This window comes from Pantoea dispersa, from assembly GCF_019890955.1.
Lineage (GTDB): Bacteria > Pseudomonadota > Gammaproteobacteria > Enterobacterales > Enterobacteriaceae > Pantoea > Pantoea dispersa.
On record NZ_CP082346.1, the window covers coordinates 2,952,792 to 2,978,549 of the forward strand.

The 25,758-nt window shown below is 56.1% G+C and carries 22 protein-coding genes; 10 read left to right on the forward strand and 12 right to left on the reverse strand.

Annotation, left to right across the window (positions count from 1 at the left end; genetic code table 11):
- Positions 1-8: 8 nt before the first annotated feature.
- A complete protein-coding gene (gene cof / locus K7H94_RS13905; protein ID WP_058757954.1) occupies positions 9-830 on the reverse strand; it encodes an HMP-PP phosphatase in 822 nt (273 codons plus the stop codon).
- A 93-nt stretch (positions 831-923) separates the two neighbouring features.
- Here cof and K7H94_RS13910 point away from each other — a divergent pair, with 93 nt between their 5' ends.
- Both K7H94_RS13910 and queC read left to right on the forward strand, forming a co-directional pair.
- Complete coding sequence (locus K7H94_RS13910) at positions 924-2,639, forward strand: SgrR family transcriptional regulator (protein WP_222951204.1); 1,716 nt, start codon at positions 924-926, stop codon at positions 2,637-2,639.
- Positions 2,640-2,665: 26 nt separating this feature from the next.
- Positions 2,666-3,361 carry a 7-cyano-7-deazaguanine synthase QueC gene (gene queC / locus K7H94_RS13915; protein WP_058757956.1) on the forward strand — a complete coding sequence of 232 codons (696 nt, stop codon included), beginning with the start codon at positions 2,666-2,668 and terminating at the stop codon, positions 3,359-3,361.
- A gap of 44 nt (positions 3,362-3,405) precedes the next feature.
- On the opposite strand, the gene K7H94_RS13920 is transcribed toward queC, so the two are convergent.
- From K7H94_RS13920 to bolA, 9 genes are all read right to left on the reverse strand, one after another.
- A complete protein-coding gene (locus tag K7H94_RS13920; RefSeq protein WP_058769390.1) occupies positions 3,406-3,813 on the reverse strand; it encodes an acyl-CoA thioesterase in 408 nt (135 codons plus the stop codon).
- A gap of 101 nt (positions 3,814-3,914) precedes the next feature.
- Positions 3,915-4,238, reverse strand: coding sequence for a ComEA family DNA-binding protein (locus tag K7H94_RS13925; RefSeq protein ID WP_058775229.1), 324 nt, complete (start codon positions 4,236-4,238; stop codon positions 3,915-3,917).
- A 139-nt stretch (positions 4,239-4,377) separates the two neighbouring features.
- Positions 4,378-6,246, reverse strand: coding sequence for a peptidylprolyl isomerase (ppiD, locus tag K7H94_RS13930; RefSeq protein ID WP_058769843.1), 1,869 nt, complete (start codon positions 6,244-6,246; stop codon positions 4,378-4,380).
- 237 nt (positions 6,247-6,483) lie between these two features.
- Complete coding sequence (gene hupB, locus K7H94_RS13935) at positions 6,484-6,756, reverse strand: nucleoid-associated protein HU-beta (RefSeq protein ID WP_014606441.1); 273 nt, start codon at positions 6,754-6,756, stop codon at positions 6,484-6,486.
- Between the two features lie 212 nt (positions 6,757-6,968).
- Positions 6,969-9,323: an endopeptidase La gene (gene lon, locus K7H94_RS13940; protein ID WP_059010556.1), complete on the reverse strand. Its 2,355-nt coding sequence runs from the start codon at positions 9,321-9,323 to the stop codon at positions 6,969-6,971.
- A gap of 189 nt (positions 9,324-9,512) precedes the next feature.
- Positions 9,513-10,784 (reverse strand): ATP-dependent protease ATP-binding subunit ClpX, encoded by a 1,272-nt coding sequence (clpX, locus tag K7H94_RS13945; RefSeq protein WP_021507186.1) that lies wholly within the window; start codon positions 10,782-10,784, stop codon positions 9,513-9,515.
- Positions 10,785-10,911: 127 nt separating this feature from the next.
- Positions 10,912-11,535, reverse strand: coding sequence for an ATP-dependent Clp endopeptidase proteolytic subunit ClpP (clpP, locus tag K7H94_RS13950; protein ID WP_010616837.1), 624 nt, complete (start codon positions 11,533-11,535; stop codon positions 10,912-10,914).
- A gap of 336 nt (positions 11,536-11,871) precedes the next feature.
- Complete coding sequence (tig, locus tag K7H94_RS13955) at positions 11,872-13,176, reverse strand: trigger factor (RefSeq protein ID WP_021507185.1); 1,305 nt, start codon at positions 13,174-13,176, stop codon at positions 11,872-11,874.
- A gap of 303 nt (positions 13,177-13,479) precedes the next feature.
- The gene (gene bolA, locus K7H94_RS13960) at positions 13,480-13,794 is read right to left on the reverse strand and encodes a transcriptional regulator BolA (protein ID WP_058757958.1); all 315 of its coding nucleotides are present in this window, start codon (positions 13,792-13,794) and stop codon (positions 13,480-13,482) included.
- A gap of 268 nt (positions 13,795-14,062) precedes the next feature.
- Between bolA and K7H94_RS13965 the strand changes: the two genes are divergently transcribed.
- The 8 genes from K7H94_RS13965 (at position 14,063) to K7H94_RS14000 (ending at position 22,945) form a co-directional block, all read left to right on the forward strand.
- Complete coding sequence (locus K7H94_RS13965; protein ID WP_021507183.1) at positions 14,063-14,641, forward strand: lipoprotein; 579 nt, start codon at positions 14,063-14,065, stop codon at positions 14,639-14,641.
- A 55-nt stretch (positions 14,642-14,696) separates the two neighbouring features.
- Entirely contained in the window at positions 14,697-16,184 is a 1,488-nt protein-coding gene (gene ampG / locus K7H94_RS13970) for a muropeptide MFS transporter AmpG (RefSeq protein ID WP_104092650.1), read from the forward strand.
- A 438-nt stretch (positions 16,185-16,622) separates the two neighbouring features.
- On the forward strand, positions 16,623-17,546 hold the full coding sequence (cyoA, locus tag K7H94_RS13975) for a cytochrome o ubiquinol oxidase subunit II (RefSeq protein WP_031279652.1): 924 nt from the start codon (positions 16,623-16,625) through the stop codon (positions 17,544-17,546).
- Between the two features lie 4 nt (positions 17,547-17,550).
- On the forward strand, positions 17,551-19,533 hold the full coding sequence (gene cyoB, locus K7H94_RS13980) for a cytochrome o ubiquinol oxidase subunit I (RefSeq protein ID WP_021507180.1): 1,983 nt from the start codon (positions 17,551-17,553) through the stop codon (positions 19,531-19,533).
- Positions 19,533-20,147, forward strand: coding sequence for a cytochrome o ubiquinol oxidase subunit III (locus tag K7H94_RS13985; RefSeq protein WP_021507179.1), 615 nt, complete (start codon positions 19,533-19,535; stop codon positions 20,145-20,147). The genes cyoB and K7H94_RS13985 overlap by 1 nt, the downstream gene beginning before the upstream one ends.
- On the forward strand, positions 20,147-20,476 hold the full coding sequence (locus K7H94_RS13990) for a cytochrome o ubiquinol oxidase subunit IV (RefSeq protein ID WP_222951205.1): 330 nt from the start codon (positions 20,147-20,149) through the stop codon (positions 20,474-20,476). The genes K7H94_RS13985 and K7H94_RS13990 overlap by 1 nt, the downstream gene beginning before the upstream one ends.
- A gap of 13 nt (positions 20,477-20,489) precedes the next feature.
- Positions 20,490-21,377 (forward strand): heme o synthase, encoded by an 888-nt coding sequence (gene cyoE / locus K7H94_RS13995; protein ID WP_021507178.1) that lies wholly within the window; start codon positions 20,490-20,492, stop codon positions 21,375-21,377.
- A 203-nt stretch (positions 21,378-21,580) separates the two neighbouring features.
- Complete coding sequence (locus K7H94_RS14000) at positions 21,581-22,945, forward strand: MFS transporter (RefSeq protein WP_125309074.1); 1,365 nt, start codon at positions 21,581-21,583, stop codon at positions 22,943-22,945.
- Between the two features lie 56 nt (positions 22,946-23,001).
- Here K7H94_RS14000 and adhP read toward each other — a convergent pair whose 3' ends face one another.
- Positions 23,002-24,042, reverse strand: coding sequence for an alcohol dehydrogenase AdhP (gene adhP, locus K7H94_RS14005; RefSeq protein ID WP_021507176.1), 1,041 nt, complete (start codon positions 24,040-24,042; stop codon positions 23,002-23,004).
- A gap of 30 nt (positions 24,043-24,072) precedes the next feature.
- Positions 24,073-25,593 (reverse strand): acetaldehyde dehydrogenase ExaC, encoded by a 1,521-nt coding sequence (exaC, locus tag K7H94_RS14010; RefSeq protein ID WP_125309076.1) that lies wholly within the window; start codon positions 25,591-25,593, stop codon positions 24,073-24,075.
- Positions 25,594-25,758 lie beyond the last annotated feature (165 nt).

A 25,758-nucleotide genomic window follows, 5' to 3' on the forward strand; every position in this document is an offset into this window, starting at 1 on the left:
TGTAAGCCTCAGCATTCGGGGGAATAATCGAGGTGTGGTGTGGTCATCCAGTGATTTAAGTAGTGAGACACCGCCTGTGTCTCGCAATGGCCAATGATCGGTAAATGGGGCAGCGAGGTTTTGAGCTGATGCATGGCGTTGCCCATGATAAACCCACGCCCGACGCGCTCCAGCATTTCGCGGTCGTTCATCGCATCGCCAAATGCCATGCAATCCGCCAGCGACAGCGACAGATGCTGGCACAGCCGCGCCAGCGCGGCGCCTTTGTGGCAATCCACCGGTAAAACTTCCAGACACTCCCTGGCGGAGAAGCACAGGCTGGCGCGATCGCCGAGCGCCTGTTGCAGTTCAATCTTCAGCGCCAGCAGCATCTCGTACGGTGCGATAAAGCAGATCTTGGTGACTTCATGTGCCGGCATGCGGCGCAAATCACGCAGCTGATAGTGAAACCCGCTCATCGCGTGCGCTTCCAGCAATCCCGGGAGCGGTTTATCGGTAAACCAGCCTTCGTCATTGAAGATGTGGATCGACGCGGGGGTTTGCCAGTGACTGTGCAATACCTCTTCCGCCACCGACGGCGCTAAATCACAGCCGTACAGCTGCCTGCCCTCGACATCGTGAATGCGCGTGCCGTTACCGGTGATCAGCCAGGCGGGCAAGGTGATCTGCTGGCGTACTGCCTGCATATCCAGCAGGTGACGCCCCGTGGCAAACGCCAGTGTAACGCCACGCTGGTGTAGGGCGTTGAGGCTCTGCAGCGTCTCCGCACCTAAACGGTGGGTAGGCAGCAGCAGTGTACCGTCCATATCAAATGCCGCGAGGCGGGCCATAGCAACTCTCCGGTCTGAATGAGGGGTTTACTATCGCCTGGTAATTACGGAACTAATAGTGAATACTTTCAAAAAACTGTTCCGGGTTTAATCATGCGACAGCTTCATCGGGTTAATCAGTTTCAGCGCCTGTGGCAGCTTAGCCAGGGCGAAGCGCAGCGCATCAGCGTTGCGGCCATGGCGCAGCACTGCTATTGCAGCGAGCGCCACGTGCGTACCCTGCTGCGGCAGTGGCAGCAGGCGGGCTGGCTGCAGTGGCACGGTGCGGCGGGACGCGGTAAACAGGGCGAACTGCGCTTTCTGCTCTCTCCCGAACAGCTGCGTCAGCAATTGCTCAGCCAGCAGCTGGCAGCCGGTGAAGCGGTACAGGCACTGCAGGTACTGGATGTCGCGCCTGAACGGCTGGTGAAAATGCTGCGCCCACTGATGGGCGGCCAGTGGCAGAATCAGGCGCCGGTGCTGCGCATTCCCTATTATCGCGCGATGGAAGCGCTGGATCCGCTGCAGCTCACCGGACGCGCCGAGCAGCATCTGGTACGCCAGATTTTCTCCGGCCTGACGCGCTTTAACGCGGATGATGTCGAGGGCGATCTGGCACATCACTGGCAGCACGATGCGCAGGGCCGCGAATGGTATTTCTGGCTGCGGCCACTGCTCAGCTGGCATAACGACGAACCGGTGCAGGCGGCACAGCTGGTTCAGCAGCTGCAACGAATCATGCAGACGCCGCAGGGCGGCCGTCTGCTGGCGGCGGTGGAACACATCGATGCACCACATCCGCTGGCGCTGCGTATCCGGTTGCGCACCAGCGATTACTGGCTGCCGCAGCGGCTGGCGCATCAGTTTTGCCTGCTGCCGCATCCGGAGCATGCCGATACCGGCAGCGGACCATGGCGCCTGACGCACTTTACCCGCGAGCTGGTGCGGCTGGAGAGCCATGCACGCTGGCACCATCAGCGTCCGCTGATTCAGGTGGTTGAATACTGGATTACGCCGCAGCTGTTCGAGCGCGGGCTGGGCACCAGCTGCCGCCATCCGGTGCAGATCGCCATTGGCGATCCCGACGAGCTGGACACGCTGCGGCCGGTGGATCGCAGCATCAGTCTCGGTTTCTGTTACCTGGCGCCGCGTTTCTCGGCTCGCTTCAGCCAGGCGCAGGCCAAAACGCTGCTCGCGCTGATTCAGCACAGCGGCGTCATTCAGCAGCTGCCGCTGGATGAAGGCTTAATTACACCAACCGCAGAGCTGCTGCCCGGCTGGCCGCTGCCCGCCCCGCACCGCCCGGAGGGCACACTGCCCGCAACGCTGACGCTGCATTATCACCTGCCCATCGAACTGCACGTCATGGCCCAGGCGCTGGTGCCGCTGCTGGCGGCACAGGGCTGTACCCTCACCTGCGTATTTCACGACGTAAAAAGCTGGCGCGACGACATCGATCTGAGTGACGCCGACATCATCATGGGCGACCGTCTGATTGGTGATGCGCCGCAGTTTACCCTGGTGAACTGGCTGGAAAATGATGCGGCCTGGCAACCGCTGCGTCCGGCGGTGCTGCAGGCACCGCTGCACGCTATCGCCCGTCAGGCCAGTCCGGCACTGCGCAGCGCCGCGATTCATCAGCTGTTTCAGCAGCTAATGCGCGACGGCCATCTGCTGCCGCTGTTTAACTATCGCTACCAGGTGTTTGCTCCACCAGGCGTCGAAGGTATTCAGCTTAACAGCATGGGCTGGTTCGATTTCACCCGCGCCTGGATCCCGCCGCCTGCCGCAGGCGGTGCTGTTCAGCCCGCGCCAGAGCCAGTACCATAGGCGCACTGATTTATGGGGAAGAAAACATGAAACGAGCCGTTGTCGTATTCAGTGGCGGACAAGACTCCACCACCTGTCTGATTCAGGCGCTGCAGCAGTATGATGAAGTGCACTGCGTGACCTTTGATTATGGTCAGCGCCATCGCGAAGAGATCAGCGTCGCCGCAGAGCTGGCGCACCAGCTGGGCGCGCGGGCGCACAAAGTGCTGGACGTAACGCTGCTCAATGAACTGGCGGTCAGCAGCCTGACGCGCGATAACATTCCGGTGCCAGCCTACAATCCACAGGCCAGCGGCCTGCCCAGCACCTTTGTCCCGGGACGTAACATCCTGTTTCTGACGCTGGCCTCAATTTATGCCTATCAGGTGGAAGCCGAAGCGGTGATCACCGGCGTGTGTGAAACCGATTTTTCCGGCTACCCGGATTGCCGTGACGAGTTTGTCAAAGCGCTGAACAACGCCGTCACTCTCGGCATGGCGCGCGACGTGCGTTTTGAAACGCCGCTGATGTGGCTGAATAAAGCGGAAACCTGGGCGCTGGCGGACTACTGGCAGCAGCTGCCGCTGGTTCGCTCGGAGACGCTAACCTGCTACAACGGCGTTAAAGGCGACGGCTGTGGCGAGTGCGCGGCCTGCCACCTGCGCGCACGCGGCCTGGCCGATTACCAGGCCAATGCGGCCAGCGTGATGGCGGCGATGAAACAGAAAAGCGGCCTGCGCTGATTGCGGCCGCGCTGCGGGCTGGCGTGCTTTCTGGGCATGCCAGCTCAGGAAGGCGCGGTCATCAATGCCGCCAGGCGTTCACGTAACTCCCCTTCCAGCGGCACGGTTTTTTGCGTGCGCAAATCGATGCAGACGAAGGTCAGCGCCGCATCCGCCACCAGCGTGTTGTCTCCTGCCAGCACCACCCGCTGTAAAATAATGCCGCTTTTGCCGTTGAGCTGCGAGACCTCGCTCTCAATGTGCAGCACGTCGCCCAGCACCGCCGGACGACGATAGTTAATGTTGATATTCACCACCACAAACGCCAGCTGTTGTTCCAGCAGCCAGTGAAAGGCATCGGCATCTTCCAGCCACTGCCAGCGCGCCTCTTCCAGAAATTCCAGGTAGCGCGCATTGTTCACATGCTGATAGACGTCAAGATGATAGCCGCGCACTTTGATGGTGGTTTGCATGATTGCTCCTGTTCAGGCTGTGAATGACAACTGGTTGGACCTGTTGAGCATAGCACAGCCTGATGGGCCGCTTTAGCAATCCTTCAGAGTCGCGAGCCGCTTCACAATTTCAGCCGCGCGCTGTTCCGCTCCACCAGCGCACTGCCAATACCCGGTACTTCTTTCAGCTGCTCGATGGCGCTGAAGGGCCCGTACTGCTCACGATAGCTGACAATTGCCTGCGCTTTTTTCAGTCCAATACCGTTCATGGCGGCGGCCAGCTGCTCGGCCGTGGCCTGATTGATGCTGACCTGTTCCTGCTGCGGCGTGGACACCTGCGTCGCCTGCGTTTCACTGGGGCTTTCCGCCGCCGCCAGTCCGCTGGTCCAGAGCGCGCCGCCCAGCGCCAGCGTGATGCAAAAGGCACGAAATGTTGATTTAACCATGCTGTGTTTCTCCTTGTGTTTGACAGCCACTGCAGGGTGGCACAAGCGAGAAACCCACTCAAAAGGCGATGATCAGAAATGGAAAAGGCCGCAGAAGCGGCCTTTCGGTATTGCAGCAGTTTACCTTTTTTTGTGAGGCTTACTGGTTTTGTGCGGCGGCGCCGTACTTAATCTTCGCCTCTTTGCGCAGGTTTTCCAGCAGCGCTTCAAAGGCAATCTGCGCGTTGTTTTGCGTCACGCCTTTCACCATTTCGTCGATCTGCGCCTGCGGCATGTTGCCCGCGCTGACCTTATCCAGCGCGACCAGCACCACGTTGCCCTGCATATCTTCGCTGACACCCCAAGACGGCTTGTTATCCGCTGGCTGTGGCAGGTTGAATGCGGCCTGAGCCACCGGATCCTGCGCGTTGCGATCAACGGTTTTGCTGGCGCTCAGCGTCAGGCCAGCCGCCTGCAGCGCGTCCTGTTTGCCCGCTTTCAGCTCGGTCAGCAGTTTGTCTGCCTGCGCTTTGGCCTGCTGCGTCGCTTTGTCATGCTTCAGGCTGTCGGCAATCTGCGCTTTGACCTGATCCAGCGGTTTAACCGCTTCCGGTTTGTGCTCGCTGATGCGCAACACAAATGCCCGATCGCCATCGACGCTGATGATGTCAGAGTTGTTGCCCGGCGCGCCGTTCTGACCGGTCAGGCCACCGTTGAAGATCGCCTGTTTAACCGCATCGAAATCGAGATCGGCCGGCACGTTATCGCGGGTGATCCAGCCCGTTTCCACCACTTTCAGGCCAGATGCCTGTGCGGCGCCCGCCAGGGATTCGTTGTCGTTGCTGGCGGCTTCGCTCACCTTCTGCTGCATCTTATAGAAGGCGTCGACGGCTTTTTCCTGCTTCACTTTATCCGCCACCGCATCGTGCACGTCCGCCAGCGGTTTAACCTGCTCTGGCTGGATATCGTCCAGACGCACCACCAGGAAACCTACTGAGGACTTGATCACGCCAGACAGCTGACCTTTCTGCGTCAGGTTGGCGTTTTTCAGCTCATCCGGCGTGGTGTTCGGCTCCAGCCAGCCCATGTCGCCGCCTTTACGCGCAGAGATTGGGTCGATGGATTTGCTCTTCGCCAGCGTGGCGAAATCCTCGCCTTTTTTCAGCGCATCCAGCACCGCGTTGGCATCGGCTTCGGTTTTGGTCTGAATGATGCTGTAACGGTTACGCTGCGGCTGTGAATAGTCGGCTTTGTGCTGATCGTACCAGCTCTGAATATCCGCTTCGCTGGCGTTCTCCTGCAGGCTGGCCGCATCCATTTTGATGTAGCTGACGCGGAACTGCTCAGGTGCCATAAAGCTGCTCTGATGCTGCTGGTAGTACTGATTGATTTCGTCGTCGCTGGCGGTTTGTTTCGTGGCCAGCGCGTTAACGTCAATCACCGCCTGACGAATCTCGCGCTGCTGCGAGACCAGATCCACCAGCTTGCTGGTTTCACCCTTCAGCATGAAGTCGGTATTGGCGATGGCGTTGATCAGCTGCTGCGTCGCCAGCTGCTTGCGCAGCGCTTCGGCGTACTGATCGGCACTGAAGCCCATGCTGGCGATCAGGCCGTTGTATTTCGCGTTGTCGAACTTACCGTTGGTCTGGAAAGCCTGCTGATTGAAAATAGCCTGCTTCACCTGATCGTCGCTGATGCCAATGTGCAGATCTTTGATGTACTGATCGAGCAGCGCCTGATCGATCAACTGTGACAGCGCCTGCTGGCGCATCTGCTGCATGTAGCCGTCGTTGCTGGCCAGCTGCGAGAACTGGTCGCCCAGCATCTGCTGCTGACGGTTGCGCTCGTTATTAAACGCCTGTTCCAGCTCACCGCGGCTAATTTCATGGCCGTTCACTTTGGCAGCGTAATCGCTGTTACCGCCAATCAGGTAGTTGCCCACCCCGGTCAGTACGAATGACAGGATGATCAATCCCAGAATGATCTTGAGCACGACATGGTTCGACGCCGCGCGTAAATTGTCCATCATGGTATGACAACACTCCGCTGTAGTGTGGATGTAAAGCTCTGACACGATGTCATCATCGTGCAGCTGCGGTTCAGGCTGGCAGCTGGCAACCATGCGGAGACTGAAGCCAGCGGCTAAAGTCGCGCATCAAGATAAAAAAAGGCACATCAAAAATGATGTGCCCGTATGTTACATGAGAACGCCTTTTTCGTCCTCAATCCATGGAAGAAAATGCTTCGATGGACAGGTCAGCGGTCATTAATTGACGGCGTCTTTCAGTGCTTTACCTGCACGGAAGCCCGGTACTTTACCAGCCGGGATGGTGATTTCTTTACCGGTTTGTGGGTTACGGCCGGTGCGGGCAGCACGCTCGCGTACAGAGAAGGTACCGAAACCGACCAGTGCCACTTCGTCACCGCCTTTCAGCGCGTCAGAAACGGAGCCCATGAATGCATCTAACACACGTCCCGCTGCCGCTTTAGAAATGTCAGCGTCTGCAGCAATTTTGTCGATCAACTGTGACTTATTCACTCTCTTCATCCCCTCTTTTATTATTCACTCGCACCCGCGCTTCCCGCCCGGTGCGAACGCGCAGCCAGTTATATCAAGCCTGTGGAGCTGAAACAACGGTATTCATCTTAATCGTTGATCCAGCAGCCCCCTAAATTAGCGGCACAAAAAAAAGCTGGCAAGCCCGATTTGGCCTGCCAGCTTCGCTTTTTAGCGCTTTTTGTCGCTAATCACTATTTTGCCGTGGCAACCTGCATCCCGTACGGGGCATTTTCCAGCGCCAGGCTCAGCACTTCTTCAATACGCTTCACCGGATGGATCGACAGATCGGCAATCACGTTCTGTGGAATCTCTTCCAGATCGCGCTTGTTTTCGTCCGGGATCAGCACGGTTTTGATGCCGCCGCGATGCGCCGCCAGCAGTTTCTCTTTCAGGCCACCAATCGGCAGTACCTGACCGCGCAGCGTAATCTCGCCGGTCATCGCCACGTCCGAACGCACCGGGTTACCGGTCAGACAGGAGACCAGTGCGGTACACATCGCGATACCGGCGCTTGGACCATCTTTCGGCGTCGCCCCTTCCGGTACGTGCACGTGGATGTCACGCTTCTCGTAGAAGTCACCGTTGATGCCGAGTTTCTCCGCACGGGCGCGGACTACCGTCAGCGCCGCCTGGATTGACTCCTGCATCACCTCACCGAGTGAACCGGTGTAGGTCAGCTTGCCTTTGCCCGGCACGCAGGCGGTTTCGATGGTCAGCAGATCGCCGCCCACTTCGGTCCACGCCAGGCCGGTGACCTGACCAACACGGTTTTCGCTGTCGGCACGGCCGTAGTCAAAGCGCTGCACACCCAGGAAATCCTTGAGGTTTTCGCCGGTGATTTTGATGCTCTTTTTCGCTTTGTCCATCAGCAGTGCTTTCACCGCTTTACGGCACAGCTTGGAGAGTTCGCGCTCCAGGCTACGCACGCCCGCTTCACGGGTGTAATAGCGGATAATGCCGATAATGGCGCTATCGTCAACGCTGATCTCTTTCTCTTTCAGCGCATTACGCTCGATCTGCTTCGGCAGCAGGTGCTGTTTAGCGATGTTGAGCTTCTCATCTTCGGTGTAGCCTGAGAGACGAATCACTTCCATACGATCCAGCAGCGGAGCCGGAATGTTCATGGAGTTAGAGGTAGCCACAAACATCACATCTGACAGATCGTAATCCACTTCCAGATAGTGATCGTTGAACGCAATGTTCTGCTCCGGATCCAGTACCTCCAGCAGCGCTGAAGCCGGATCGCCGCGCATGTCGGATGACATTTTGTCGATCTCATCCAGCAGGAACAGCGGGTTTTTCACGCCGACTTTGGCCATTTTCTGGATCAGTTTGCCCGGCATCGACCCGATATAGGTACGACGGTGGCCGCGGATTTCCGCTTCGTCACGCACGCCGCCCAGCGCCATACGCACGTATTTACGGCCGGTGGCTTTGGCGATTGACTGTCCCAGCGAGGTTTTACCCACGCCCGGCGGTCCGACCAGACACAGAATCGGCCCTTTAATTTTGCTGACGCGACTCTGCACCGCAAGATACTCAAGGATGCGGTCTTTCACGCGCTCCAGACCGTAATGGTCGGTATCCAGCGTCTCCTGCGCTTTCCGCAGGTCTTTTTTCACCTTGCTGCGCGCGTTCCACGGTACCTGCACCATCCAGTCGATGTAGCCGCGCACCACGGTGGCTTCCGCTGACATCGGTGACATCATTTTCAGCTTCTGCAGTTCAGCTTCGGCCTTCTCGCGCGCCTCGGCCGGCATTTTCGCCGCGTCGATTTTGCGTTTCAGCGCTTCGTATTCATCCGGCGCATCATCCATCTCGCCCAGCTCTTTCTGAATCGCTTTCATTTGCTCATTCAGATAGTACTCGCGCTGGCTTTTCTCCATCTGCTTTTTAACGCGGTTGCGAATACGCTTCTCAACCTGCAGCAGATCGATTTCCGATTCCATCATCGCCATGAGATATTCCAGACGCTCATTGATGTCGGACATCTCCAGCACTGACTGTTTGTCAGCCAGCTTAAGCGGCATGTGCGCCGCCACGGTGTCGGCGAGACGCGCCGCGTCGTCGATGCTGTTGAGTGAAGTCAGCACCTCCGGCGGGATTTTTTTGTTCAGCTTGATGTAGCCTTCAAACTGATTGATGGCGGTACGCACCAGCACTTCCTGCTCGCGCTCTTCAATTTCCGGCGAGATCAGGTATTCGGCCTGGGCAACAAAGTGGTCGCCATTGTCCGCTAAAGTGGTGATGTGTGCGCGCTGAAGACCTTCCACCAGCACCTTAACGGTGCCGTCTGGCAGTTTCAGCATCTGCAGTACGGAAGCAACGGTCCCTACCGCGAAGAGATCGTTAATACCAGGTTCATCCGTTGAAGCCTCTTTCTGGGCAACCAGCATGATCTTCTTGTCATGATCCATCGCCGCTTCGAGGCAACGAATCGATTTTTCCCGACCAACAAACAACGGAATTACCATGTGCGGATAAACCACCACGTCGCGCAACGGCAACACGGGGATTTCAATGCGTTCAGAACGCTCAGGATTCATAGAGCTCTCTCTTAGTTTAATGTCCGCCAGGTGATGGGAACCGCGTGATACAGGCTGTATGCAGTTAGACCCACAGGATTATGAGTATATGGGGATGCTTGCACGACATTCAATGTCACAGAGGTGAGAAAAATAAAAGGGGAAACATTTTCCCCTTTTTTAAGATAACAACGTGGTGTAATTGATTATTTATTCGCCAGAAGCCTGGGCTTCATGCTTACCGTAAATCAGCATCGGGTCAGATTGCCCCTCGATCACTGACTCATCGATCACCACTTTCTCTACGCCTTCCATTGATGGCAGGTCGTACATGGTTTCGAGCAGCGCCGCTTCTACGATAGAACGCAGACCACGTGCCCCGGTTTTACGCGAGTTCGCTTTCTTCGCAATCGCCGTCAGCGCTTCGTCACGGAACTCCAGCTCCACGCCTTCCAGGTTAAACAGCGCCTGATACTGCTTGGTCAGCGCGTTTTTTGGTTCACGCAGGATCTGGATCAGCGCTTCTTCGCTCAGCTCGTTGAGCGTCGCCACCACCGGCAGACGACCAATGAACTCTGGAATCAGACCAAATTTGATCAGATCTTCCGGCTCAACCTGTGACAGCAACTCGCCTTCGCTGGCTTTCTGCGATTTACCTTTGACAGTCGCGCCAAAGCCAATACCGGAGCCGGTTTCAACACGCTGTGAAATCACTTTATCGAGGCCGGCAAACGCACCGCCACAGATAAACAGGATTTTCGAGGTGTCGACCTGCAGAAACTCCTGCTGCGGATGCTTACGTCCACCCTGCGGCGGCACGGCAGCCACCGTGCCTTCAATCAGTTTCAGCAGCGCCTGCTGCACGCCTTCACCTGACACATCACGGGTGATAGACGGGTTGTCTGATTTACGGGAAATCTTATCGATTTCATCGATGTACACAATACCGCGCTGCGCTTTCTGTACGTCGTAGTCGCACTTCTGCAGCAGTTTCTGGATGATGTTTTCCACATCCTCGCCCACATAACCGGCTTCGGTCAGCGTGGTGGCATCCGCCATAGTGAAAGGCACATCCAGCAGGCGCGCCAGCGTTTCCGCCAGCAGGGTCTTACCGCTACCGGTTGGACCGATCAGCAGAATGTTACTTTTGCCCAGTTCAATCCCGTTGCTGGTGTCGCCGTTACGCAGACGTTTGTAGTGGTTGTACACCGCCACCGCCAGCACTTTTTTCGCCTTCTCCTGACCGATAACATAATCGTCAAGGTGATGGCGGATCTCATGCGGCGTCGGGAGCGCGCTGCGCTCGCGGTGCGGGGCCACTTCTTTAATCTCTTCACGAATGATGTCGTTACACAGATCGACACACTCGTCGCAAATATACACTGACGGCCCGGCAATCAGCTTACGGACTTCATGCTGGCTTTTGCCGCAGAAAGAGCAGTACAGCAACTTACCTGAACCGTCTTTGCGCTTATCTGTCATCAGCTAACCTCTTTTCGTTCTCAGACCTAATTGGTGTACGGCAATGGCCGCACAGCAACGGCCGATATGCATGCAACTCACCTGTCTGCACCCGTTAACTATAGCGTAAGGGGCAGACAGATGTGTCTTATTGGCGATGCGTCAGGATGGAGTCGACCAGGCCATACTCTACCGCTTCGCTGGCAGAGAGGAAACGATCGCGCTCGGTGTCGCGTTCAATCTGCTCCAGCGATTTGCCGGTATGTTCCGCCATCAGCTCATTCATACGCTGCTTCACTTTCAGGATTTCACGCGCGTGGATCTCAATGTCCGTCGCCTGGCCCTGATAACCGCCCAGCGGCTGGTGAATCATCACGCGTGAGTTTGGCAGACAGAAGCGCTTGCCTTTGGTCCCCGCCGTCAGCAGGAATGCGCCCATCGAACAGGCCTGGCCCATACAGATGGTGCTCACGTCCGGCTTGATGAACTTCATTGTGTCATAAATCGACATACCGGCGGTAATCACACCACCTGGCGAGTTAATGTAGAGGTAAATGTCTTTTTCAGGATTCTCAGCTTCCAGAAACAGCATCTGCGCCACAATCAGGTTCGCCATGTGATCCTCAACCTGACCGGTCAGGAAGATCACGCGCTCTTTAAGCAGGCGGGAGTAGATGTCGTAAGAACGCTCGCCGCGCGAGGTTTGTTCGACCACCATTGGCACCAGCGCATTGGTTGGTGCAGTAAATTCACGATCGCCACTGTATGACATTACCGTCTCCTGATAAATTTCATTGGCAACATTCTGTACCGATTTTACGCGAGGCGCGCGGCGAAAACTATGCGCAGCGGTCTCGTTCCGACATTACAGGACGGTTAATCAGCCAGTCTTACTGTTTTCACGCATTCTCCCTGTATCTGGGGATGCAGCCCAGTTGTTTCAAGCATAACAACCTTTTCCCCATTCGCTAACACGGAAAAACAGCTTAGCGAAGAATTTGCCGATTAATTAGTCAAATAGCGCACAAATGTGGTTGGTTTCCGCCAGAAACGAAAAAGCCCGCGACACAGCGGTCGCGGGCTTTAGCACTCAGGGTTAACTCACGAATCAGGCCGCAGAGGTCTGGTTCATCAGCTCCTGGAAGTTAGTGGCTTTATCAGTCACTTTGGCTTTCGCCAGTACCGCTTCAACCGCCTGCTCTTCCAGCGCAACGTTGCGCATGTTGTTCATCAGCTCGCTGTTTTTGCTGTAGAACTCGATCACTTCCTGCGGATCTTCGTACGCAGAAGCCATCTCTTCGATCAGCGCTTTAACGCGATCTTCATCGGCTTTCAGCTCGTTGATGCGAATTACTTCGCCCAGCAGCAGACCGACCACAACGCGACGTTTTGCCTGCTCTTCGAACAGTTCACGTGGCAGTTCCAGCGCCTGCTTCTCGTTGCCGCCGAAACGCTGTGCAGCCTGACGACGCAGAACGTCGATTTCGCTGTCGATCAGTGCCACTGGCACGTCGATTTCGTTCGCGTTAACCAGACCGTCAATCGCCTGCGTCTTCACGCGGTTACGGATAGCGCCTTTCAGCTCGCGCTCCATGTTCTTACGCACTTCAGCGCGCAGACCTTCAATGGAGCCATCTTCCACGCCGAAACGCTTGATGAATTCAGCGGTCAGCTCCGGCAGTTCGCGGGTTTCCACTTTCTTCAGCACGATGTCGAACTTCGCATCTTTGCCTTTCAGGTTTTCCGCGTGGTAGTCATCCGGGAATTTCACGTCGATGGTGAAGGTGTCGCCGGCTTTCTTGCCAGTGATGCCTTCTTCGAAGCCTGGGATCATACGACCCTGACCCATCGCCAGCACGAAGTCAGACGCTTTGCCGCCTTCGAACTCTTCGCCGTCTACAGAGCCGGTGAAATCGATAGTCGCGCGATCTTCTGCTGATGCAGCTGCATCGGTCTCTTTCCAGGTCGCCTGCTGCTTCTGCAGGGTTTCCAGCATGGTGTCGACGTCAGCGTCGGTCACTTCAACCACCGGTTTTTCGACTTCGATTGCATCCAGGCCTTTCAGCTCAACTTCCGGATACACTTCGAACTCAACCGCGTAGGTGAAATCTTCACCTTCTTTATACTCACCCGGCACGTAGTTCGGTGCGCCAGCTGGGTTGATCTTCTCTTTGATGATGGCGTCAACGAAGTTACGCGTCATCAGCTCGCTCAGGACGTCCTGACGAACAGAGGCACCGTAGCGCTGATTAATGATGGTAGCCGGCACTTTGCCTTTACGGAAACCGTCGATACGGACTTTCTTAGCCACTTCCACCAGTTCTTTCTTCACTGCGCTTTCGATGCTGTCCTTAGGAACAGTAATCGAAATGCGACGGCCCAGACCCTGAGTGGTTTCTACTGAAACTGTCATCTTGTTACCTCAAAAAATCACGTGCTCGGTCAACTTCAGACACCACACAATTAATGCGCCGTATCCAACAACCGGGACGGCCTCTGCAGGCAGAACCTAATCCCTGTCACCAGAAGCGTCCCGAAGACATTCCGGAAAAATAGACGCCGCATTATAGCGGCATCCCCGGAATGAGTCGAGGCTGCAAACTCACCACTTTTTAACGGTTTTGCTGCTTTTTTGCGCCGCAGATCGCGTTTGTGCATCATTGAGGTAAGAAAAAACGGCCCGCAGGCCGTTTTGGAGGAAGCTGGAGAGGAAAACTCAGGCCAGCGTACCGGCACCGCGACAGTTCGGTGAGGCGAGTACGGTATCCTGCAGCCCATCCCACTCTTTGCGCGTGTAGGTATGCAGCGCCAGCGCATGGACGCTGCCTGCCAGCTCGGTCGCCAGCTCGCCATAAATGGCGCGGTGACGCTGCAGGAAGCGCTGTCCGGTGAAAAGGTCGCTGACGATCACCACTTTGAAGTGACTTTCAGAACCGGCAGGCACGTTATGACGATAGCTTTCGTCATGCACTTCGAGATGTGCAGGCTCAAAAGCGTTACGCAGCTTTTCTTCTATTTGTTCGCGAATCATTGTTAACACTCCTCTACGGCGAGCGCTGTGCCCCATCTGTTTAAATATTAGTAGGTTTTTTACCTTTCCCGCAGTCCGGCAGGAAATAAATCCTGCTGCGCTGCGCATCTTAGCCTGCTCAGGCTGCCGGTCAATCGGTTACCGCGTCCGGCTGTCCGAAAAAATCCTTTACAATCAATTTCCCCTGGTGCGGGGCTTTTTTCGCCGTGCCGCAATGCTATGATGGCCGCAGTTTTGCAAACCAACCCATATGCTAACGAGAATGAGTATGTTGAAAAAACTGTTATTCCCTCTGCTGGCTGCCTTTATTTTGGCCGGCTGCGCCAGCAATAACACCACGCTGAACATCCAGCCAAAAATCCAGCTGCCACAGCAGGATCCGAGCCTGATGGGCGTTACCGTCAGCGTTAACGGTGCCGATCAGCGCAGCGATCAGGCGCTGGCCAAAGTGAACCGCGACGGCCAGCTGATCACCCTGACCCCGTCACGCGACCTGCGTTTCCTGTTGCAGGAAGTGCTGGAGAAGCAGATGACTTCACGCGGCTACATGATTGGCCCGAACGGCGCGGTGGATCTGCAGATCGTGGTTAATGGTCTGTACGCCGATGTCACGCAGGGCAACGTGCGTTACAGCATCACCACCAAAGCGGATATCTCTATTATCGCTACCGCGAAAAACGGCAACAAGCAGGTGAAAAACTACCGTCAGACCTACAGCGTAGAGGGTGCCTTCAGCGCCACTAACGATAAGATCACCAACGCGGTTAACTCCACCCTGAGCGACGTGATTGCCGATATGGCGCAGGACACCAGCGTCAATAACTTCATCAAGCAAAACGCGCGTTAATTTTCCGCAGTAACCTGCCCGGTCCCCGCTGACCGGGCTTCATTTCAGGCTGGCTATGACATCTCATTATCTGCGTATTTTTACCCAACGTAACGCTGCGGTCCTGCTGCTGCTCGGTTTCGCTTCCGGTCTGCCGCTGGCGCTGACCGCCGGTACGCTCCAGGCGTGGATGACGGTAGAGAATGTCGACCTGAAAACCATTGGTTTCTTCTCCCTCGTCGGTCAGGCTTACGTGTTTAAGTTCCTGTGGTCGCCGATGATGGATCGCTATACCCCGCCCTTTCTTGGCCGGCGGCGCGGCTGGTTGCTGGTCACGCAATTAGCGCTGATTGCCGGTATTGTGGCGATGGGCTTTATGCAGCCATCACGCGACCTTACCCTGCTGGCGGCGCTGGCGGTGCTGGTGGCGTTCTGCTCAGCCTCGCAGGATATTGTGTTTGATGCGTGGAAAACCGATGTGCTGCCGCCGGAAGAGCGCGGCAGCGGCGCGGCGATTACCGTGCTCGGTTACCGGCTGGCGATGCTGATTTCCGGCGGCCTGGCGTTGTGGCTGGCGGATCGCTATCTCGGCTGGCAGGCCACCTACTGGCTGATGGCGCTGCTGATGGTGCCCGGACTGATCGCCACGCTGCTGGCGCGTGAACCTGAGGCGCCGGTGCGCGAGCCGCACTCGCTGCGTCAGGCCGTCGCGTTTCCGCTGAAGGATTTCTTTCAGCGCAACAACGCCTGGCTGCTGATCACCTTAATCATTCTCTACAAGCTGGGCGACGCGTTCGCCGCTTCGCTCACCACCACCTTTCTGATTCGCGGCGTGGGCTTCAGCGCCGGTGATGTCGGTCTGGTGAATAAAACGCTTGGCCTGCTGGCGACCATTATTGGTGCGCTGTACGGCGGCGTGCTGATGCAACGCCTGAGCCTGTTCCGCGCGCTGATGATCTTCGGCGTGCTGCAGGCAGTATCTAATTTCGCTTACTGGCTGCTGGCGGTAACGCCACCGCATCTGTGGAGCATGGCCAGCGCGGTATTTATCGAAAACCTGTGCGGCGGCATGGGCACCGCCGCCTTTGTGGCGTTGCTGATGACGTTGTGCAACAAATCGTTCTCGGCCACGCAGTTCGCGCTGCTGTCAGCGCTGTCAGCGGTTGGACGCGTGTATGTCGGTCCGGCGGCTGGCTGGCTGGTCGAACTATGGGGCTGGCCGGTATTTTATGCCTTTACCGTGGTGGCCGCCGTACCGGGCCTGCTGCTGCTGTGGGCGTGTCGCGGCACGCTACAGGCAATGCAGCACAGCGGTGAATTCATGAAGCGCAGCCTGTGGCCACAGGGTTATCGCTGGACGGTACGCCTGTTCGCGGCGGGCTGCACGTTGCTGGCGCTCTGGCTGCTGACGCTGGCACTGCGTGCGGCGGATATCTGGCACAGCGCGACGCTGCCAACCCATCTGTTTGAGGCAGGGATGGCGCTGGCGCTGCTGGCGGTACTGCTCGGCGTGATGCTGGACTGGCTGGCATTAAGAAAAACAGCGTCAAATCGTGCACATTAACGCTGCGCTATTTGCCAGACGGGGATAAATCGCTTAAAAATAGCTCCCGGCGAATTTTAAGCGATAGCATTTTTTTTAACGCGAAATAGAAACATTAAATTAACAATCCTGCGCAATATTTAAATCCGGTGAGCAATTAATTTGTAGAAATTTCATCGCTGAAATGATGCAGAATTGTTAAATAAATGAGTATTAAAACTCCGGTTTATGCTTTCCCTGTTTTCTCTGCGGTTAATGTCATTGGTTTTTGTTATATTGCCGCCAACTGCTTGTCGCAGTTAATAATTTGTCACCCTGCGCAACATCTGTGACACCCTTAGCAAAAGGTGTCAACAGCCTTCTGACACATCCTTAAGCTGGTTTACACTGCATAAACCTTCCCGTAAAATGCGCGCACACTTAAACGACAATAGAGCCCTTTGTCATTGAGGTCGTTAAATGAGACTCAGGAAATACAATAAAAGTTTGGGGATTTTGTCATTAATTGCAGGCGCTGTATTACTCAGCGGCTGCGATAGTGCGTTGTTAAATCCCAAGGGACAGATTGCACTGGAGCAACGTTCACTGATTCTGACAGCTTTCGGCTTGATGATGATCGTCGTTATTCCGGCAGTCTTAATGGCTGTTGTGTTCGCCTGGAAATATCGGGCAACCAATACCAACGCGAAGTATAGCCCTAACTGGTCACACTCTAACAAAGTGGAAGCCGTGGTCTGGACCATTCCGATCCTGATCATTCTCTTCCTCGGCGTGCTGACCTGGAAATCAACCCACGCGCTGGAGCCGAGCAAACCGCTGGCCTCTGACGTGAAACCGGTTGAGATCGACGTAGTGGCACTGGACTGGAAATGGCTGTTCATCTACCCGGAACAGGGTATTGCAACCGTCAACCAGATTGCCTTCCCGGCAAATACTCCGGTGAACTTCAAGATCACCTCGAACTCCGTCATGAACTCCTTCTTTATTCCTACGCTCGGCAGCCAGATCTACGCCATGGCGGGTATGCAGACCAAACTGCACCTGATCGCCAACGAGCCAGGTACGTTCGACGGTATCTCTGCTAACTTCAGCGGTCGCGGTTTCTCTGGCATGAAGTTCAAAGCCATTGCCACCAAAGACGATGCGGAATTCCAGCAGTGGGTTGCCAAAGTTAAAGCGGCACCTAACACGCTGACCACCATGGATGATTTCGAAAAACTGGCTGCGCCAAGCGAAAATCACCCGGTGGAATATTTCTCAACTGCTAATCCGGAACTGTTCAAGCAGGTTATTGATAAGTTCATGATGAGCCACGGGAAAATGGACATGTCGCACGAAGGCATGGACATGAATCACGCCGCAGCTGCGGGAGCCGAGGAATAATACGATGTTCGGAAAATTAACACTGGATGCAGTGCCCTACCATGAACCCATTATCATGGTTACGGTCGCCGGTATCATCATTGGTGGTCTGGCGCTGATCGCTGCTATTACCTATTTCGGTAAATGGCAGTATCTGTGGTCTGAATGGTTAACCTCCATCGACCACAAAAAACTGGGTATCATGTACATCATCATGGCCTTTGTCATGCTGCTGCGCGGCTTTGCCGATGCGGTAATGATGCGTACCCAACAGGTTATGGCTTCCGCCGGGGAAGCAGGCATACTGCCACCGCACCACTACGACCAGATCTTCACCGCTCACGGCGTGATCATGATCTTCTTCGTGGCGATGCCTTTCGTGGTGGGTCTGATGAACATCGCGGTTCCGCTGCAAATCGGTGCCCGTGACGTTGCCTTCCCGTTCCTGAACAACCTGAGCTTCTGGTTCACCGCTATCGGTGTGATCCTGGTTAACCTGTCACTGGGTGTGGGCGAATTCGCACAGACCGGCTGGCTGGCTTATCCACCGCTCTCGGGGGCAGAATACAGTCCTGGCGTCGGGGTCGATTACTGGATCTGGAGTCTCCAGCTCTCCGGTATTGGTACCACGCTGACCGGTATCAACTTCTTCGTGACCATTCTGAAGATGCGTGCTCCGGGCATGGACCTGTTCAAGATGCCGGTGTTCACCTGGGCAGCACTGTGTACTAACGTCCTGATTATCGCTGCGTTCCCGGTTCTGACCGTGACGCTGGCACTGTTGACGCTTGATCGTTACCTCGACTTCCATTTCTTTACCAATGATATGGGCGGTAACATGATGATGTACGTCAACCTGATCTGGGTCTGGGGTCACCCGGAGGTGTACATCCTCGTTCTGCCGGTGTTTGGTGTCTTCTCTGAAGTCACGGCCACCTTCTCGAAAAAGCGTCTGTTTGGTTACACCTCGCTGGTGTGGGCAACCATCGCCATTACCGTTCTGTCGTTCATCGTTTGGCTGCACCACTTCTTCACCATGGGTGCCGGTGCGAACGTTAACGCCTTCTTCGGTATCATGACGATGATCATCGCGATTCCGACCGGGGTGAAAATCTTTAACTGGCTGTTCACCATGTATCAGGGTCGTATCGAGTTCAACTCAGCGATGCTGTGGACCATCGGCTTCCTGGTCACCTTCTCCGTTGGTGGGATGACCGGCGTACTGCTGGCGGTGCCAGGCGCAGACTTCGTGCTGCACAACAGCCTGTTCCTGATTGCACACTTCCACAACGTTATCATCGGTGGTGTGGTGTTCGGTTGTATGGCTGGCGTGACCTACTGGTTCCCGAAAGCCTTCGGCTTCACCCTGAACGAAACCTGGGGCAAACGTGCTTTCTGGTTCTGGATCATCGGCTTCTTCGTTGCCTTTATGCCGCTGTACGCGCTGGGCTTCATGGGGATGACCCGTCGTCTGAGCCAGGACATCGATCCGCAGTTCCACTCTCTGCTGGTGGTTGCAGCAGGCGGTGCAGCGCTGATCGCCTGCGGTATCCTGTGCCAGCTTATCCAGTTCTGGGTATCGGTACGTGACCGTGAGCAGAACCGCGATCTGACCGGTGACCCGTGGGGCGGCCGTACGCTGGAGTGGGCAACCTCTTCACCTCCGCCGTTCTACAACTTTGCTGTGATCCCACATATCCACGAGCGTGATGCGTTCTGGGAAATGAAAGAGAAAGGCGAAGCGTACAAGCAGCCAGAAAAATATGAAGAAATTCATATGCCGAAAAACAGCGGCGCGGCCATTGTTATCGCTGCCTTCATGACAGTCTTCGGTTTTGCCCTGATCTGGCACATCTGGTGGCTGGCAGGTCTTACTTTCCTTGGCACCATCGTGACCTGGATTGTGAAGAGCTTCGATGAAGACGTGGATTACTACGTACCGGTTGCTGAAATCGAGCAGATCGAGAAGAAGCACTTTGATGACATCAGCAAAGCAGGTCTGAAATAATGTCAACTGAAACCGTTAAACACCACCACGACGCCCATGCGGAGCATGGGCATCACGATGCGGGAGCCAATAAAGTCTTTGGCTTCTGGATCTACCTGATGAGTGACTGCATTATCTTCGCAACCCTGTTTGCGACCTATGCGGTCATGGTTAACAACACTGCCGGTGGCCCGGCAGGTAAAGATATCTTCGAACTGCCGTTTGTGCTGGTTGAAACCGCGCTGCTGCTGCTGAGCTCCATCACGTATGGTATGGCAGTGATTGCGATGAACAACCAGAACAAAGGTTCGGTCATCAGCTGGCTGGCGTTGACCTTCCTGTTCGGCGCCGGATTTATCGGGATGGAAATCTATGAATTCCATCACCTGATCAAGGAAGGTTTCGGTCCTGACCGCAGCGGCTTCCTGTCTGGCTTCTTTACTCTGGTCGGTACGCACGGTCTGCACGTGACCTCTGGTCTGATCTGGATGGCCGTGCTGATGTTCCAGATCGCTAAACGCGGTCTGAGCGCCACCAACCGCACCCGTATCATGTGTCTGAGCCTGTTCTGGCACTTCCTGGATGTGGTGTGGATCTGCGTATTCACCGTTGTCTATCTGATGGGGGCCATGTAATGAGTCATTCTGTAAACGAACATGGTGCATCTCACGGTAGCGTGAAGTCTTACATGATCGGCTTCATCCTCTCGATCATCCTGACGGCGATCCCGTTCTGGATGGTGATGGGTGGCAGTGCTTCTCACGGCACCATTCTGGGTGTGGTTCTGGTGTGTGCAGTGGTTCAGGTGCTGGTGCACCTGGTCTACTTCCTGCATCTGGACAGCAAATCCGAGGGTGGCTGGAACATGGTGGCCATTGTCTTCTCCGCAGTCATTATCCTGATTGTGGTGATTGGCTCACTGTGGATTATGTGGAACCTCAACTACAACATGATGGCCCACTAAAGAGTCACGCGTAATGATTAAGCAATACCTGCAAGTAACAAAACCAGGAATTATTTTCGGCAATTTAATTTCTGTGATCGGTGGATTCCTGCTGGCTTCAAAAGGCAGCATTGATTACCCCCTGTTTCTCGTCGCTTTGGTGGGCGTTTCGCTGGTGGTCGCATCCGGTTGTGTATTCAACAATGTGATTGACCGCGACATCGACATCAAAATGGAGAGAACGCGGAACCGTGTTCTGGTCAAAGGCCTGATCTCGGCGAAAGTAAGCCTGGTTTATGCAACCGCATTGGGTATTGCTGGCTTTGCGTTGCTGTATTTTGGCGCTAACCCGCTGGCCATGTGGCTGGCGGTGATGGGCTTCGTCGTCTATGTCGGCATTTACAGCCTCTACATGAAGCGTCATTCGGTCTATGGCACGCTGATTGGCAGCCTCTCTGGCGCTGCGCCGCCAGTGATTGGCTACTGTGCGGTGACCAACCAGTTTGATGCTGGCGCGTTAATCTTACTGGCTATCTTTAGCCTGTGGCAGATGCCGCACTCCTACGCGATTGCCATCTTCCGCTTCAAAGATTATCAGGCCGCCAATATTCCGGTTCTGCCGGTGGTGAAAGGCATCTCCGTGGCGAAAAATCATATTACGCTGTACATCCTGGCGTTCATGATTGCCACGCTGATGCTGTCGCTGGGCGGTTATGCTGGCTACAAATATCTGGTGGTGGCTGCCGCCGTCAGCGTGTGGTGGCTGGGTATGGCACTGTCAGGTTACAAAACCTCAAACGATAAAGTTTGGGCGCGTAAACTGTTTGTGTTCTCCATTGTCGCCATCACTGCGCTGAGCGTGATGATGTCGGTGGACTTTATGGCCCCGGCCTCTAAGGACCTGCTGACTTACGTCTGGTAAGTCAGACCGTTACTCCGGACAAGGGCGCGAATTTCGCGCCCTTTCTTTTTGTTACCACTGCTTAAAAACAATTGTTTTACCCGCCCTGCCCTGCTTTCTAAAATAAGCGCTGCATGTCCCGGTGAGCCGGGTCGCAGATAAGGGCGCGCAACCTGTGCCGCTGCAACCTGAAGTCCCAGGGGCATAAACTTACAGAGGTTGGAATGAACGATAATAGAATGACACCAGTTGAGCTTCGGGCAACATGGGGTTTAGGCACAGTTTTTTCCCTGCGCATGCTGGGAATGTTTATGGTCCTGCCGGTACTGACCACTTACGGTATGGCTTTACAGGGCGCCAGCGAAACGTTGATCGGTCTGGCAATTGGTATTTATGGTCTGGCGCAGGCCGTGTTTCAGATCCCCTTTGGTCTGCTGTCCGACCGTATCGGCCGCAAGCCGCTGATTGTCGGCGGCCTGCTGCTGTTTGTGCTTGGTAGCCTTATTGCCGCCACCAGCAGCTCTATCTGGGGCATTATCCTTGGTCGCGCGCTGCAGGGCTCCGGTGCCATTGCCGCGGCGGTGATGGCGCTGCTGTCAGACCTGACCCGTGAACAGAACCGCACCAAAGCGATGGCGTTTATCGGCATCAGCTTCGGCGTTACCTTTGCGATTGCCATGGTGGTCGGCCCGATTGTCACGCACGCGCTGGGTCTGCACGCGCTGTTCTGGATGATTGCCCTGCTCGCCAGCCTGGGTATCGTGATCACCCTGCTGGTCGTGCCCAATGCGCCGGGCCATGTGCTGAACCGCGAATCCGGCATGGTCAAAGGCAGCATTCGCGCAGTGCTGGCCAATCCCAAATTGCTGAAGCTGAATATCGGCATTCTCTGTCTGCACATTTTACTGATGTCGAGCTTCGTCGCGCTGCCGGGCCAGTTTGAACAGGCAGGCTTCCCGGCAGCTGAACACTGGAAAGTGTATCTGGTGACCATGCTGGTGGCGTTTGTCGCCGTGGTACCGTTTATTATCTATGCCGAGGTAAAGCGCCGCATGAAGCGGGTGTTTGTCGGCTGCGTGGCGCTGATCATCATCGCGGAAATTGTGCTGTGGGGCGCCGCAGGCCACTTCTGGACGCTGGTGATTGGCGTGCAGCTGTTTTTCCTCGCCTTTAACCTGATGGAAGCGATTCTGCCGTCGCTGATCAGCAAAGAGTCGCCGGCGGGCTACAAAGGCACGGCCATGGGGATTTATTCCACCAGCCAGTTTATTGGCGTCGCGATTGGTGGCAGCCTGGGCGGCTGGATTTTCGGCCACTTCGATGCGCAAACGGTGTTTCTGGTCGGCGCGATAGTGGCTGCGGCCTGGCTGTTTGTCGCCATGTCGATGCAGGAGCCGCCGTACGTCAGCAGCCTGCGCCTGGTGCTGAGTGATGCGGTGCTGGCAGTACCGAATCTTGAGAAGCGGCTGCGCGCGCAGCCCGGCGTGGCGTCAGTGTTTATCGTGCCGGAAGAGAAAAGCGCCTACATTAAAATTGACAGCAAAGTGACGAGCCGCGTGGAGCTGGAGGCGCTACTCGCCAGCAGTTAATGACTTAGCCACAGCGGACCGCGATGCTCTGGCGCCACGCGGTCCGCTCAGCGTCACTACAGCGACATATCCACCACAATACGCCCTTCAATTTTGCCGGCGTGCATGCGCGCAAAGATATCGTTGATGTTAGTCAGCGGCTCAACCGCGACATTCGCTTTCACCTTATGGCGACCGGCAAAATCCAGTGCCTCCTGCAGATCTTTACGCGTGCCGACAATCGAGCCGCGCACCGTAATGCCATCCAGCACCATGTCGAAGATCGAGAGATCGAATTTCCCCGGCGGCAGGCCGTTAAGCACCATGGTGCCGCCGCGACGCAGCGTGCCGATCGCCTGTTCAAACGCTTTTGGCGATACCGCCGTCACCAGCACGCCGTGCGCGCCGCCAAAGCTCTCCTGAAACACTTTCGCCGGATCGACCTGCTTCGCATTGGCAACCACGCTGGCACCGAGCCGTTTGGCAAACGCCAGCTTATCGTCGTCGATGTCCACCGCCGCCACGTTGAGCCCCATCGCCACCGCATACTGAATAGCCATGTGCCCCAGCCCGCCGATGCCGGAAACCACCACCCAGTCACCCGGTTTGGTATCGGTCATCTTCAGGCCTTTGTAGACCGTCACACCGGCACACAGAATCGGTGCCACTTCATTAAACTCAACGTTATCCGGAATGATGCCGACGTAGTTGGCATCCGCCAGGCAGTACTCGGCAAAGCTGCCGTTGACCGAATAGCCGGCATTCTGCTGCGACAGACACAGCGTCTCCCAGCTGTCGAGGCAGTGCTCGCAGTGGCCACACGCCGAGTAAAGCCACGGCACACCGACGCGATCGCCCAGTTTGAGATGTTTCACCCCTTCGCCAATGGCCACCACCTGCCCGACGCCTTCATGGCCGGGAATAAACGGCGGATTGGGCTTGATCGGCCAGTCGCCTTCGGCGGCGTGCAGGTCGGTGTGACACACGCCGGTGGCGGCGATTTTCACCAGAATCTGCCCTGGCCCAACGGACGGCACCGGCACCTGCTCAATCACCAGCGGTTCACCAAACGCCTTTACAATCGCGGCTTTCATGGTGGTTTTGATTTGCATATTCATCTTTCACTCTCCATTTGAACGGATGCAGACTCAGAACAGCCCCAGTGGCGCTGTGCCATAGCTGACCAGCAGATTTTTGGTTTGCTGATAGGCGCTGAGCGCCATTTTGTGGGTCTCACGCCCGACGCCCGACTGCTTGTAGCCACCGAATGCCGCATGGGCGGGATAGATGTGATAGCAGTTGGTCCAGACGCGACCGGCTTTAATGCCGCGACCCATGCGATACGCCAGATTGGTATCGCGCGTCCACACGCCCGCGCCCAGACCAAACTGGGTTTCATTGGCGATCGCGAGCGCCTCTGCCTCATCGTGGAATGTGGTGACGCCAATCACTGGCCCAAAAATCTCCTCCTGGAAACAGCGCATCTGGTTGCTGCCCTTGATCAGGGTGGGCTGGATATAGAATCCGTTATCCAGCTCCGCGGCGATATGCGCACGCTCGCCCCCTGTCAGAATCTGACCGCCTTCTTCACGGGCGATGTTGATATAGGACAGGATTTTATCGAATTGCTGGCGCGAAGCCTGAGCCCCGATCATGGTGTCGGTATCGAGCGGATCGCCACGGCGAATGGTGGCAACCTTGGCCAGCACCCGCTCCATAAAGGGCTGGTAGATCGATTCATGAATCAACGCGCGCGAAGGACAGGTACAGACTTCACCCTGATTAAAGAAGCCCAGCACCAGCCCCTCAACCGCTTTATCGATGAATTCCTCTTCGCCCGACATCACATCCGCGAAGTAGATGTTGGGTGATTTGCCGCCCAGCTCGACGGTGCAGGGAATGATGTTCTCCGCCGCACAGGCCATGATATGCCGCCCGACCGGCGTGGATCCGGTAAAGGCAATTTTAGCGATGCGCTTGCTGGTGGCCAGCGCTTCGCCGGCTTCACGGCCAAAGCCCTGCACTACATTCAGCACGCCCGGAGGGAACAGATCGCCAATCAGCTCCATCAGCAGCGTAATACCAAGCGGCGTCTGCTCAGCCGGTTTCAGCACCACGCAGTTACCGGCGGCCAGCGCCGGTGCCAGCTTCCACGCCGCCATGAGCAGGGGGAAGTTCCACGGGATGATCTGTCCGACTACGCCGAGCGGCTCGTGGAAGTGATAGGCCACCGTGGTTTCGTCGATCTCAGCGGTGCTGCCCTCCTGCGCGCGCAGGCAGCCGGCAAAGTAGCGAAAATGGTCGACCGCCAGCGGCAGATCGGCGTTGAGCGTCTCGCGAATCGGTTTACCGTTATCCCAGCTCTCCGCTACCGCCAGCTTCTCGAGACTGGCTTCCATGCGATCGGCCACCTGCAGTAGCAGGTTGGCGCGCTGCTGTACGCTGGTTTTGCCCCATGCATCCGCAGCCTGATGCGCGGCATCCAGCGCCAGATCGATATCGCGCGCGTCGGAGCGCGGGAACTGAGCGATATCGCTGCCGTCTACCGGCGAGGTGTTCATAAAGTACTGGCCGCTCAGCGGCTCGGTGAAGTTGCCGGCGATATAGTTGCCGTAGGTCGCCTGGAAAGAGACCAGCGCGCCGGGCGTGCCGGGATGTGCATAACGCATCGCAAACTCCTTATTATCAGGTCAGAGGGTCTGAACAGGCAGCGCAACTGCCTGTGTTGGTATTGCAGCGCGCGTGCCAGTTTTTTCTCACCAGGCGGAAAAGCAATAAATTCGTTATTTATCAATCAAATAAAATCACCCCCTACCAGCAACCCTGCCAGTTCT

Bases quoted from the DNA above. Each gene is read 5' to 3' on its own strand.
- cof (WP_058757954.1), bottom strand. From the start codon at position 830: ATGGCCCGCCTCGCGGCATTTGATATGGACGGTACACTGCTGCTGCCT.
- K7H94_RS13910 (WP_222951204.1), top strand. From the start codon at position 924: ATGCGACAGCTTCATCGGGTTAATCAGTTTCAGCGCCTGTGGCAGCTT.
- queC (WP_058757956.1), top strand. From the start codon at position 2,666: ATGAAACGAGCCGTTGTCGTATTCAGTGGCGGACAAGACTCCACCACC.
- K7H94_RS13920 (WP_058769390.1), bottom strand. From the start codon at position 3,813: ATGCAAACCACCATCAAAGTGCGCGGCTATCATCTTGACGTCTATCAG.
- K7H94_RS13925 (WP_058775229.1), bottom strand. From the start codon at position 4,238: ATGGTTAAATCAACATTTCGTGCCTTTTGCATCACGCTGGCGCTGGGC.
- ppiD (WP_058769843.1), bottom strand. From the start codon at position 6,246: ATGATGGACAATTTACGCGCGGCGTCGAACCATGTCGTGCTCAAGATC.
- lon (WP_059010556.1), bottom strand. From the start codon at position 9,323: ATGAATCCTGAGCGTTCTGAACGCATTGAAATCCCCGTGTTGCCGTTG.
- clpX (WP_021507186.1), bottom strand. From the start codon at position 10,784: ATGACAGATAAGCGCAAAGACGGTTCAGGTAAGTTGCTGTACTGCTCT.
- clpP (WP_010616837.1), bottom strand. From the start codon at position 11,535: ATGTCATACAGTGGCGATCGTGAATTTACTGCACCAACCAATGCGCTG.
- tig (WP_021507185.1), bottom strand. From the start codon at position 13,176: ATGACAGTTTCAGTAGAAACCACTCAGGGTCTGGGCCGTCGCATTTCG.
- bolA (WP_058757958.1), bottom strand. From the start codon at position 13,794: ATGATTCGCGAACAAATAGAAGAAAAGCTGCGTAACGCTTTTGAGCCT.
- K7H94_RS13965 (WP_021507183.1), top strand. From the start codon at position 14,063: ATGTTGAAAAAACTGTTATTCCCTCTGCTGGCTGCCTTTATTTTGGCC.
- ampG (WP_104092650.1), top strand. From the start codon at position 14,697: ATGACATCTCATTATCTGCGTATTTTTACCCAACGTAACGCTGCGGTC.
- cyoA (WP_031279652.1), top strand. From the start codon at position 16,623: ATGAGACTCAGGAAATACAATAAAAGTTTGGGGATTTTGTCATTAATT.
- cyoB (WP_021507180.1), top strand. From the start codon at position 17,551: ATGTTCGGAAAATTAACACTGGATGCAGTGCCCTACCATGAACCCATT.
- K7H94_RS13985 (WP_021507179.1), top strand. From the start codon at position 19,533: ATGTCAACTGAAACCGTTAAACACCACCACGACGCCCATGCGGAGCAT.
- K7H94_RS13990 (WP_222951205.1), top strand. From the start codon at position 20,147: ATGAGTCATTCTGTAAACGAACATGGTGCATCTCACGGTAGCGTGAAG.
- cyoE (WP_021507178.1), top strand. From the start codon at position 20,490: ATGATTAAGCAATACCTGCAAGTAACAAAACCAGGAATTATTTTCGGC.
- K7H94_RS14000 (WP_125309074.1), top strand. From the start codon at position 21,581: ATGAACGATAATAGAATGACACCAGTTGAGCTTCGGGCAACATGGGGT.
- adhP (WP_021507176.1), bottom strand. From the start codon at position 24,042: ATGAATATGCAAATCAAAACCACCATGAAAGCCGCGATTGTAAAGGCG.
- exaC (WP_125309076.1), bottom strand. From the start codon at position 25,593: ATGCGTTATGCACATCCCGGCACGCCCGGCGCGCTGGTCTCTTTCCAG.